The 10,484-nt window shown below is 67.8% G+C and carries 8 protein-coding genes and 2 pseudogenes; 4 read left to right on the forward strand and 6 right to left on the reverse strand.

The window, feature by feature from the left end:
• Positions 1 to 22: 22 nt before the first annotated feature.
• The 4 genes and pseudogenes from ACFYOB_RS39180 to ACFYOB_RS39195 all read right to left on the reverse strand — a co-directional run bounded on the left by ACFYOB_RS39180 (position 23) and on the right by ACFYOB_RS39195 (position 4,355).
• Positions 23 to 736: an alpha/beta fold hydrolase gene (locus ACFYOB_RS39180; RefSeq protein WP_388569209.1), complete on the reverse strand. Its 714-nt coding sequence runs from the start codon at positions 734 to 736 to the stop codon at positions 23 to 25.
• A 61-nt stretch (positions 737 to 797) separates the two neighbouring features.
• A pseudogene (locus tag ACFYOB_RS39185) lies at positions 798 to 2,006 on the reverse strand (IS701 family transposase).
• Between the two features lie 134 nt (positions 2,007 to 2,140).
• Complete coding sequence (locus ACFYOB_RS39190; protein WP_388569211.1) at positions 2,141 to 2,692, reverse strand: AAA family ATPase; 552 nt, start codon at positions 2,690 to 2,692, stop codon at positions 2,141 to 2,143.
• A gap of 127 nt (positions 2,693 to 2,819) precedes the next feature.
• Positions 2,820 to 4,355 (reverse strand): hypothetical protein, encoded by a 1,536-nt coding sequence (locus ACFYOB_RS39195; protein ID WP_388569213.1) that lies wholly within the window; start codon positions 4,353 to 4,355, stop codon positions 2,820 to 2,822.
• A 347-nt stretch (positions 4,356 to 4,702) separates the two neighbouring features.
• Between ACFYOB_RS39195 and ACFYOB_RS39200 the strand changes: the two genes are divergently transcribed.
• Positions 4,703 to 5,230, forward strand: coding sequence for a ferredoxin (locus ACFYOB_RS39200; RefSeq protein ID WP_388569215.1), 528 nt, complete (start codon positions 4,703 to 4,705; stop codon positions 5,228 to 5,230).
• Between the two features lie 2 nt (positions 5,231 to 5,232).
• On the opposite strand, the gene ACFYOB_RS39205 is transcribed toward ACFYOB_RS39200, so the two are convergent.
• Positions 5,233 to 6,168, reverse strand: coding sequence for a transposase (locus tag ACFYOB_RS39205; RefSeq protein ID WP_388569217.1), 936 nt, complete (start codon positions 6,166 to 6,168; stop codon positions 5,233 to 5,235).
• 457 nt (positions 6,169 to 6,625) lie between these two features.
• Positions 6,626 to 7,605 (reverse strand): annotated as a pseudogene (locus ACFYOB_RS39210) (IS5 family transposase).
• A 422-nt stretch (positions 7,606 to 8,027) separates the two neighbouring features.
• Here ACFYOB_RS39210 and ACFYOB_RS39215 point away from each other — a divergent pair.
• The 3 genes from ACFYOB_RS39215 (at position 8,028) to ACFYOB_RS39225 (ending at position 10,221) form a co-directional block, all read left to right on the forward strand.
• Entirely contained in the window at positions 8,028 to 8,246 is a 219-nt protein-coding gene (locus ACFYOB_RS39215) for a hypothetical protein (RefSeq protein ID WP_388569219.1), read from the forward strand.
• 224 nt (positions 8,247 to 8,470) lie between these two features.
• A complete protein-coding gene (locus ACFYOB_RS39220) occupies positions 8,471 to 8,731 on the forward strand; it encodes a DUF6225 family protein (protein WP_388569221.1) in 261 nt (86 codons plus the stop codon).
• A gap of 290 nt (positions 8,732 to 9,021) precedes the next feature.
• Positions 9,022 to 10,221 (forward strand): SMI1/KNR4 family protein, encoded by a 1,200-nt coding sequence (locus ACFYOB_RS39225; protein WP_388569223.1) that lies wholly within the window; start codon positions 9,022 to 9,024, stop codon positions 10,219 to 10,221.
• Positions 10,222 to 10,484: the final 263 nt, after the last annotated feature.

The raw sequence follows: 10,484 nt of genomic DNA on the forward strand, positions 1-10,484 counted from the left end.
CCCCGCAGGCGTGGAGGTGCTCTCACTCCACGGCAGCATTGAGGAGAATCTGCGCCAGCTCGCGCGGCTGGGAGAACATCGGCCAGTGGCCGGTGTCCATCTTGGCCAGCCGCCAGCACTTGCTGTTCAGCAGCTCGGCCACATCATCATCGGGCTCGGCGTCATCGGGCTCGGCCCCTGGCATCACGCACAGGATGTATGTCGCCGGAAGTTCACCGAGCGGCCCCGACAGCACAGCGGGCTCGGTCAGCGTGGCACCTGGGTGAGGCGTCGAGCCACGCACGAGGCGTGCGATCTGCTCATCGGTGAGACCTTCGCCATCGTAGTGAGCAGCTGGCGCGAGCGGCCAAAACCCTCCGTTCTCGGCGATCGATGACTCCACTGCCGCCCCGCCGTCCGGCCAGGCAGCGACAAACGACTCGCCGTCAGTTGGAACACTTGAGTCGACGAACACCACGCGGGCCAGTCGGTCACCGATCCGCTCCGCAGCCTGACCGACCGGGATGCCCGAGTAGCTGTGACCCACCAGGACCACGTCACGCAGACCCTGGCGTTCTACCTCGGCAACGATGTCCTGGACGTGAGTCGCTTGCCCCGCCGGTACACCCCGCTTGTCAGCAAGACCGGACAGCGTCAACGGATAGACGCCGTGGCCAGCCGCACGCAGATACGGCACCACTTCGCCCCACGCCCACGCCCCAAGCCGTGCACCTGCAACCAGCACGAAATTCACCATGCCCGCACCGTAGCCGGGCAGCCTGACGATCTCCTAGCACTCCAGCTGTAGATCGCGATCTTCATGCCTGGGCGGCTTGTCGCTGATAGTGGCTGGTCTGGGATCGGGCCTGGTGGCGGCGTCGCCAGTGGGACCAGCCGAGCCGGTGGGCCGCGTTGTGGACGAGCCGGATGACGAGCGCGTTGAACAGGTGCTGGATCTCGTTGCAGGTGAGCGGTATCAGTCCGTCGGGCCCGGGGTGGCGGGCGTGTTGTTCGGCGCGGACGACGGCGAGGAAGGCATGGGCGAGTATCGCGAGGGTGACCCAGCGGTGCCAGGACGTCCAGCGTCTGACCTGGTGTTCGTCGAGTCCGGCCAGGCCCTTGCCGGACTGGAAGGTCTCCTCGACCGTCCATCTGCGTCCGGCGACCTGCACCAGGGTGGACAGCGGCGCCGGGGTGGCTGAGTAGCAGCGGTAGAAGGTGAGTTCGCCGGTGCGCCGGTTGCGGCGGACGAGCAGCTGGTGGTGGCCGGGCCGGTCGTCCGTGATGTCGGCCAGGGCCCAGTCGTAAAAGCGGTGCCCTTTGGCTCCGGCGCCGGCGGAGAGTTTCTGCCAGGCCCGCTTCGGCAGCTTTCCGACCAGGGCGTCGGCGCGGAGGTTGCCCGCGCGGGTGGTGATCTGGTGGTCACGGGCGACGGCAAGGACGTAGCCGATCTCGCGTCTCTCCAGCTCGTTTCGCAGGTGCGGGTTGCCTCCGTAGACCTCGTCGCCGGCCACCCAGGATGCGCAGACGTCGGCGTCCAGTGCGCGGCCGATCACGCGGGCCGACGGTGTCGGGTATCCCGGCGGCCCGGCAGCGGGCCACATCGTCGGTCCAGCAACGCGGGACATACAGCTCCCGGTCGATCGCCGCGTGCCCGAGCGGGGTGGAGTAGGCGAGGTAGACAGCCACCCGGCTGTTCTCAATGCGTCCGGCGGTGCCGGTGTACTGGCGCTGCACGCCCACGGTGTGGGTGCCCTTCTTCAGGTCGCCGGTCTCATCCACGACCCGCACCGCGTCCTGGTGGTGCAGGTGCTCGACGACGAAGCCGCGGATGTCGTCGCGTACCGCGTCGGCGTCCCACTTGGCCCTCGACAGCAGGTGCTGCAGACCATATGGGGTCGCGTCCCCGGCATGCTCGGCGAGTGTCCAGCAGTTCTTGCGCGGCAGGTCCGACAAAGCCCGAGCACGAACGCCCGGGCCCGGCGTCGTAGTTCCACCCGGAGGAACCGTCCCGCGATACGGCCCATCAGGAACTCGAACGCTTCCTGCCAGCGGGCAGGATCTATGCTGTGACCTGCGGCCACCGTCTGATCTTCTGTTTTCACACACCGATGATCACCAGTGGCCGCACCCGTTCCCGGACCACCCCAGGGCACGATCGTCAGCAGCTGGCGGCATGCTGCCCGTCCCAGCCGGTGGCGGCCACCACCTCGCGCGCGATGTCCACGACAGGCCGTCCGTCCGTCACTACCCGCACGGTCCCTGCGCAGGCCCTCTGGTCCAGAACCAGTGCCTTACGGACACTGCCTTCCAACTCCTGCTCCAGCTCCGAGCCGAGTTCCCGGCCGACCAGCCGCTCGCGGGCGGTGGCGTCGGAAGCAGTGAGCAAGACCCGCGTGATGCGCACCTCCGCCCCCATGGCGCGCTCGAAAATGCCGGTCGCCTCAGGCAGCACACTGACAGTGTTCGTGTAGATCAGACGGCGGTAGCCGAGCCGGGCGAAGTTCTCCCACACGGCCGTCAGATTCCTCTCGGTGATCTCCGAACGGCGGGGGTCACCCTCTGGTGCCGGATGCACCTGCCCCATGAAGTCACCCTCGATGACCGCATGGGAGACCACCGCGGCGCGCAGCAGCGCCGAAACCTCCCACCCCACCGTCGTCTTGCCGACACCGGCCCGTCCCCCGATGAGCAGTACTTCCGCGTGCTTCATGCACGCAGCGTGCCAGTTGGCGACCGCCTCACGCGATCCGATATCGATCCGTCCCCATGACCACAACCCCGACCAGCAAGATCGCGATCTACAGCTGGAGTACTAGAAAATACTTTCGATACAGGCCCTAGAAGGTCGAGCAGTCCAGGAGTCGTCCGTCAGTGGTACCGATGAGCAGGCGGCCGGGTTCGGTGACGGTCAACGCGGTCGGCACGACGGGCACTCCGGCCGCAACCAGGTGCTGGCGCCAGCGGACGTTGCCGTCATGGAGATCGAGTATGACGAGCTCGCCGTCGTCGTATGTGACGTAGACGGATTCCATGTCGTGGTCGAGGTCCGTGGCTTTCCGGTCTGTCCGGAAGACCCATGTCGGCTTCTCTCCGACCACCGCGCGCCGTACGACGAACGATCCACCTGGCTGCAATCCGTGGCCGTGGTAGACAGTGCCAGCATGGATCAGGTCGCCGTCGGCAGTCTCCACGCCGGGGCCTGCGAAGTGTGTCTCGCCAGGCGTCCAGGAGTAGGGAGACAGACGACGGGCCTCCGCCTTTCTCGGCTCACGCGGACGTTCGGCGACCGGTATGCTCTTCGGTTCCACGGCCGCGAGCCAGGCGTCACCTGATCCGGGTTTCTGCCCGCTCTTCCTGGGGACACTTTCCCGGAAGTAGACCCGGCTGCAGCGCCGGATACGCAATCTGCTTCGCGCTCCGTTCCTGCCGGCGGGTGCAAGGGCGGGCAGGCCGTCAGCACATCGCACCAGGGACACCGCCCCCGCCGGAGTGAAGCGGTCGAGCCGCGCCCCGTCCTGGAGCGACAGTCGGACCACGGCCTCAGCGTGCTCCTGCCACGGGGGCCGCATCAGGCTGACCCACGCCGATCGCTCATCTGCGGCTACGACAAGGTCGCGGCCGCCACCGTCGTCGTCCTGAACAGCCCATTGCCGCTGTCCTGAGGACAACCAGGCTTCCAACTGGATCCCGTCGAGGCTCGCCACGATCCTGCCGTCGGACAGCTTCTCGACTGCGCGGACGTTGCGACGCGGGTCCCATTCGCTGCTCAGGCTGGAGACCCCCTGACGTGCGTCCTCTCGACGGTCGGTTCGCGGGGCCGCTACTCGTGGTCCGGCCAGGTCGTGTCCGGTGAGCGACCGGGGCGGTACGGCCCTCCAGTCGGGCCGGGGCACTACCGCAACGTGTCCCTCATTCCACGCGTCTTTGTCCTGCCAGTCGTCATACGGCGCCATCAGCACACGAAGTTCCTGCTCGTTGAGCCACTCCAGGCTCAGGACCTGGCGGCCGAGTTCGTGCTCGATGAGCGATGTGCTCCTGCCTGTTTCCAGGTCCAAAAGGAGCAGTTCCCCTTCGAAGAAGTAACCGCCGTCGTAGTCGCCTGTACCGACGGCAAGCAGGGGGTGCCGGGGGTGGAAAGCCATGGCATGTACGGGATACCGCGCACGGAGAAGGGCCCGGCAAGCCAGATTATCGGTGTCGTAGACACCGACAGGTGAAATGCTGCCGAAGTCGGGGACCCCCGCCACCGCCACGTGTGTGCCTGCCACTGCCAACAAGCCGCGACTCTCGTCGTCGACGGCGAGGACTGGATCACCGACCTCGGCGAAGGGGCGGTCACCGAGGATTCGATCGATGCGGAACGAGACGGTCATGGCAGTGATCTTGTCAGAGGCGAAAAACTACGTGAAGCCACGGGCATCCAGAAGCTGAACAGAAGAACTTGACAGACATCCCATGAGCTGGAGAGTCAAACGGCGAGTACGTAAGCCCACGGAGACCAGATAGTTCCCTTCTCATGGGCAGTCCGTCGTTCAGCTCGAACGAATGCCCTAAGGGCTGTCCCGTAATCCCCGGCGGGCGCACGACGCCGGCTACGGCACCTCGCCGCGTTGTCGGAAATACGCCCAGTATGGGGGCGCCCCTCCGCCTTGCGATGCACCGCATCCGACGCCGTGCGCTGACCCACCGGGGATTACGGGACAGCCCTTAGTCTCGGCGGATGACGCTCTACTTCGACCCGGTGGCCATCCTCGGCAACGACGGCGATGCCTTTCGCGGCCGTTGGGAAGACCGACTGTGTCTCAACGTCCCCGGGCCCTTCTACGGCGGGGAGACCGACACCTGCTGGACGGGAAGGCTCTCGGCACCCGCCCACGTCCTCTATGGAGGCGAGTACCTCAGCGAGTACGTCTATCGCCAGCCCAGAACGCCTGCGGACACGGCCCTGCTGGTCGAGGCGGCAAACAACGACCCGTTCCTCGGGTACGGCTGTGATGGCGACTCGCGATGGACACCGGAAACGGTTCGAGAGTGGTGGCGTAACCGCAGCCAGGTCGTGCAGTACCTGTCCGAGCAGCGGAGCAAATGGGATGAGAGCGATGCCCGGGCAGGCCAGGGCATCGCCGCTGCCGTCCGCGACTTCGAGCTCTACATCGCCGATGGCCTGGCAACTGACCTCCGGATCTACCTCTACTGGCTGGAAGAGCGGCGGTCCCCCACACCCGTTGACCGGTTGCCCGAGCTGTAGTGTCACGCGGCGAGTGCGTGGGCCCGCTGAGACCAAGCTGTCGCCTCGTCGTACGGTGTGCCGGTCTTGAGGCAGCCGTGCAGGATACCGACGAGCCGGTTGGCCAGTTGGCGCAGGGCGGCATTGAATTCGATGCCGCGGGCCCGTTGCTTCTCGTAGTAGGCCCTGGCACCGGCGGAGATCCGAAGTGCGGAGAAGGCCTGGGCGATCAGGGCGTCGATGAGCCGGTCGTTTCGGACGTGCCGGGCGGTCACGGCCTTCTTTCTGCCGGAGGCGCGGGTGATCGGGCTGGTGCCAGCGTAGTTCTTGCGGGCCTTCGCACTGGCGTAGCGGTGCGGATCGTCGCCGAATACTGCGAGGATCCGGGCGCTGAGTATCGGGCCCACTCCGGGCTGGGAGCGGATGATCTCAGCGTTGGGGTGCCGACCGAAGTAGTCCTCGACCTGCCCGTGCAGGAAGTTGACCTGCTCGTTCAAGGTGACCAGCAGCGCGACAAGAGCGTGCACCGAGTCGGCGTAGGCCGCCGTCACAGCGGCGGGCTGGCCCAGGTGCTTGGCGCGCAGTGCGGCCTGGATTTTGGTGGCCTTGTCGGCGATGTCGCGCCGGCGGGCGCGCTTGAGGGCCGCACTGATCTGTGTGGTCGTCAGCTTCGCTGCGACTGCCGGCTCAGGTGCTTTGGCCAGCAGTTCCAAGACGTCGGGGGCGTCCAGGTCCTCGAACGCCTCCAGGGCGGCGGGGAAGTAGTCGAGCAGGGCGTGCCGCAGCCGCTGCGTGGTGCGGGTCCGCTCCCAGATCAGGGTCTTGTGCGTGCGCGTTACCACCTTGACCGCTTCCGCGTCAGCGGTGTCCCCGGAGATCGGGCCGACACCCGCCTGCTCCACCTGTGCGGCGTATTGCCCCTCGCCCTGAACAGCGCCGAACCGCTGCTGATCGGCCACAACGACCGCGTAGGCGGCGACCGCCTGGCGACGCCTCCTGCACTCTCGACCGGGCCCTGTTCTGCTGCCCCTGCCAGGGACGCGGTGCAATCCTGACCACGCACGGGGCCCCGATCCAATGCACCACATGCACCGGCACCGGACAGGCCCGGCCCCTACCGCGGCTCGCGGTCGCCCGGCACGTGCGGCAGATGGCTGACTGGCACACCGGCTGCACGGGGCTTCCGTGGCTGTTCGAGGACGACCTGGGAGAGGCTCCGTCTGCCCGCTTGACGTGAAGCGCCGGGGCGCCATCTCGGCCCCCTGCGGTGACCTCCTCCAGCGCCCCACCCGGCCCACGCTTTTCGACGCGCGCCCACTCTGCATCCGAAGGATCACCCCGCCCCACAGAAGCCTGAACGACACGAGCGCACCCCATCACACGCGACGACCGCTTAGGGCCTGTGTGATGTCGTGATCAGTCGGTCGTCTTCAAGAGGTCGTCGATCCAGATCATTGCGGCGCGGAGGTGGACGCCGGCGAGGTAGCTTTCGTATGACTTGTCGTAGCGGGTGGCGAATACCTCGCCAGGCCTTCAGCTTGTTGATCAGGCGCTCGACGGTGTTCCGCTCCTTGTAGAGGGCTGCGTCGTGGGTGACGGGTCGGCCGCCTCGGGCGCCCTTCTTCCTCCGGTTGGCGGCCTGGTCCTTCTTCTCGGGGATGACTGCCTTGATACCGCGTCTGCGCAGGTAGGTGCGGTTGCCGTGAGACGAGTAGGCCTTGTCCGCGGCGACCGCGCCGGGCCTGGTGCGGGGACGGCCGACGGGCAGGCGGATTCTGACTCTCGCGAGTACGGGATGAACTGAGGGCTGTCCCCGGCCTGCCCGCCGGTCAGGACCAACACGAGCGGACGGCACCTACGGTCCGCGGCGAGATGAAGTTTGCTGGTCAGTCCGCCCCGGGACCGGCCGAGCAGGGCTTCCTTCAGGCGGAGCTTGCGCCGGCGTCGGATGCGCCGACGCTCGGCTTGTCCGTTCTGTTCCTCCGGCCTGCCCCCTTTTGCCGGGCTGCTTCCTGCTCCTGCGCGGCATTTTCCAGGGCGTCCATGAGGTGCTTGCTGACGCGCATCCCTGCGGCGTCGTGGTGGGCGCGGACCGTGGTGGAGTCCACGCTGACCAGCGATAAGTCCGTTCTTCCCGTGCCGGCAGCCTCGGCGATGAGGCCTTCGAGCAGGGCGGTGAAGACACCGGCGTCCCGCCAGACGCGGAAGCGTCCGTAAACAGTGGCCCAGGGACCGAACTCGGCGGGCATCTCCCGCCACTGACCGCTGGACCGGAACCGCCAGATCACACCCTCGAACTGCTCCCGCAACCGCTCCGGGTACGGGCCGTACCTACCGATCGGCAGGTACGGCTCGATGAACTTCCACTGAGCATTGGTGAGTTGCCTGCGCGTCACGACCACAGTCCTACCGGATTCCACCCCGCGAACAGGACAGAACCCAGGAACTGATCACGACACCACACAGGCCCTGGCCCAGCCGCCACGCGCTCACCCGCCCGTCGCCACCGACAAGGCACGCACCGCGGCCGCCTGGCTCCCGCCGCACCTTGCCGAGCCCGTTGCGGAGTTGCTGACCACGGGGCTGGTTCTGCGCCACGAGGCTCTACCGCTTACCCAACTCCGCGCTCTGCTGACGCCGGACATGCTCTTGCTCCCCCAGTTCCACGACGGCACGACGCCGCTCCACCCGGTCCCGTCCGCAAGGACATCCCCTGATGAGACCTTGCCCCTCGTCTGATCCTCCGTCCTACGGTGTCGACGTACCCGAATCAGACCCACGAACCTGGAACGACATCTTCACCACCACCATCGACGGTGTGCCCATCGAATGCATCCACCCGAGCGACACCGCCCGTCCCACCTGGTGCGTATACCCCCGGGGCCGACAGGGCCCCGAGCATTACCTCGGTACTCTGCACGCCCGCGACATCGACGGCTTCTGGTACGTCCAGGCCCCCGGCGAGCGCCGCATCTCGCTCGCCGACGCCCTACGCACCTTGCAGTTCACGCGACCCAGCGGCCGAGTTGCCTCCTGATCTGCCGCGCCTGCGCACCGTGGTCACCTACACCTGCGGGCCGAGCTGGGCCGGGCCGAACGGGCGCTGAGCACCGCCGAGGAACGTGAAGCCCTCGCCGCGCGGCGGCGGCCGCTGCCCGAGCCGCCGGTGTGGCTACTCGAGCCGGCGTTCGCGGCCGATGAGCTGCTCTCACCGGCGCGGCGCGGCACGGCGGGCTGTCGCGCACCCTAGCCTCTGGCCTCATGGCTGAGATGTTCGATCACGCGCCGCAGTTATGGTCAGGGCAGCTGCGGTCCGCCCTCACCGCAGTACCCGACGAGACTCCCGTCCACGTCGGTGTGGCGGATGGGCCGGGAAACTTCGTCGACGGCTATGAGGAGCTCGTGCTGGTCCACGCCGAGCCCGTGGAGCAGGCAGACGGCACCAAGACGGTTCCGCAGCAGGTCCGCTTCACGCTCTTCGCCGACGCCGCGGCGGGCGCGTACTACCTCGACGTCGACTGATCCCGGACGGTGCTACTGGCCGGGCGCCCGCCCGCCGGTGAGCCGAAGCAGGGTAGTTGACACGTAGGCGAGCTTGTTGTCACCAAGGTCAGGTCAACCAGCGCATGCTGTGCTTCCTCGCCCACCTCGGTCAATTCCACTCCAGGTCCAGTTCGCCGCCCTGCGGGCAATCTCGTCCTCCAAGCGCGCCGGTCCGACCCTCGCGGCATACCCGCCGTCGCCCGATTTCCGCCTGGCCCGCGGAGACGGAAGAATCTGCCGAGCACATGACGCACGCTGAAGGACGTCAATTGACATCGAACATAGGCGCGTTTGCCACCCCTTCCACCGGGCGCCCGCCCTCCTCTGTACCCATCGACTGGGCGGCCGTCGAGGACTGGCTCGGACTGCGGCTGCCGGCTGATTACAAGCGGCTTGCCGACCGGTACGGGCCGGTGGACTTCGGTGAGTTCGTGTGGATTCACGTGCCGTGCGTCCAGCGGGACCGCTTCGACTACGGCGAGTGGCTGCGCGCGACGCACCGGGAGGCACGGATCGAGGCGCGGGAGCTGTCCGAGGCCGAGCGGCCCGTGTTCCACCCCGAGCCCGGCGGCCTGTTGGCCTGGGGGTGCACGCGGGGCAGCGACAAACTGTTCTGGGACACCTCGGCCTCCGTCGACCCCGACAAGTGGACCGTGGTGGTGCAGCACTCGGGGACGGTGCCGGGCAGTGGCCTGCTCCGGTGGCACCGGTACGACCTGACGCTCACCGACTATCTGCGGCACACCGTCCGTGACACCTGGGAGCTCCCTTCTCCTCCCGGCCCGCTGCTGGGCCCACTGCCGGGCGCTGTCGCGCGGACCGCCTTCCTTCCTGACGCTGAGGCGTGGATCCCGCCGGCGCCGGTCCCGCCTCGGCTCACCGAGGCCGAGCGCCGAATCGCGCTGGGGAGCGGCACCGGGCTGGACGGGCTGCGGCTGCTGTCGCCGCCACCCGAGCGGCCGTACCTCGGCGACGGTTCCTGGGAGCGGCTGTTCGCCGAGCTGGGCACACGGCTGCCCGGGGAGTACGTACGGCTGATGGACGGGTACGGCGCTGGCATCTGGAGCGGGTGGCTGCGTTTCCACACCCCGCTCCGGACCGGCGAGCGGCGTTTCCTCACGCACGTCGAGGACACAGCGGACGCCTACCGGCAGCTCAAGGACGGCAACGCGGGCTGGTACCCGCTGGCCATCTGGCCCGAGCCCGGCGGCTTCCTCCCCTTCGCCAACTCCATCGACGGCGACTACCTCGGCTGGCTCACCGAGGGCGGGGATCCCGACACATGGCCGCTGATCGTCTGGCCCCGCCACGCGGACCAGGGACCGCCGCTGGAGGGCGGCCTGATCGACACCCTCCTCGACTGGCAACGCGGCACCCTGGTCACGCATGGGTTCGCCGCCCTGGACGAGGAAGACGACCCTGTTGAGTTCGCGGACTTCCGGTCCTGGGACGACCGCGCCTACTGGTGAGCCCTCCGCCGGAGATCGGCCGATAGCCCGCCCGGCCGGTGCGCTGGGTGACGCGTTCACGCCGCCGTTGAGGATGTGCCGGCCGAGGCGATGCCCGTGTGCCACCCTGCCCGAGGCGGACGGGACAGCCGACGGCCGAGAGCCATGCTGCAGAGGCCGGTGGTGCCAACTAGGGCCTGTGTGATGTCGTGATCAGTTCCTGGGTTCTGTCCTCTTCGCGGGGTGGAACCCGGTAGGACTGTGGTCGTGACACGCAGGCAACT

Source organism: Streptomyces sp. NPDC006463, assembly GCF_042870715.1.
GTDB lineage: Bacteria > Actinomycetota > Actinomycetes > Streptomycetales > Streptomycetaceae > Streptomyces.

Bases quoted from the DNA above. Each gene is read 5' to 3' on its own strand.
- ACFYOB_RS39180 (WP_388569209.1), bottom strand. From the start codon at position 736: ATGGTGAATTTCGTGCTGGTTGCAGGTGCACGGCTTGGGGCGTGGGCG.
- ACFYOB_RS39190 (WP_388569211.1), bottom strand. From the start codon at position 2,692: ATGAAGCACGCGGAAGTACTGCTCATCGGGGGACGGGCCGGTGTCGGC.
- ACFYOB_RS39195 (WP_388569213.1), bottom strand. From the start codon at position 4,355: ATGACCGTCTCGTTCCGCATCGATCGAATCCTCGGTGACCGCCCCTTC.
- ACFYOB_RS39200 (WP_388569215.1), top strand. From the start codon at position 4,703: ATGACGCTCTACTTCGACCCGGTGGCCATCCTCGGCAACGACGGCGAT.
- ACFYOB_RS39220 (WP_388569221.1), top strand. From the start codon at position 8,471: ATGGCTGAGATGTTCGATCACGCGCCGCAGTTATGGTCAGGGCAGCTG.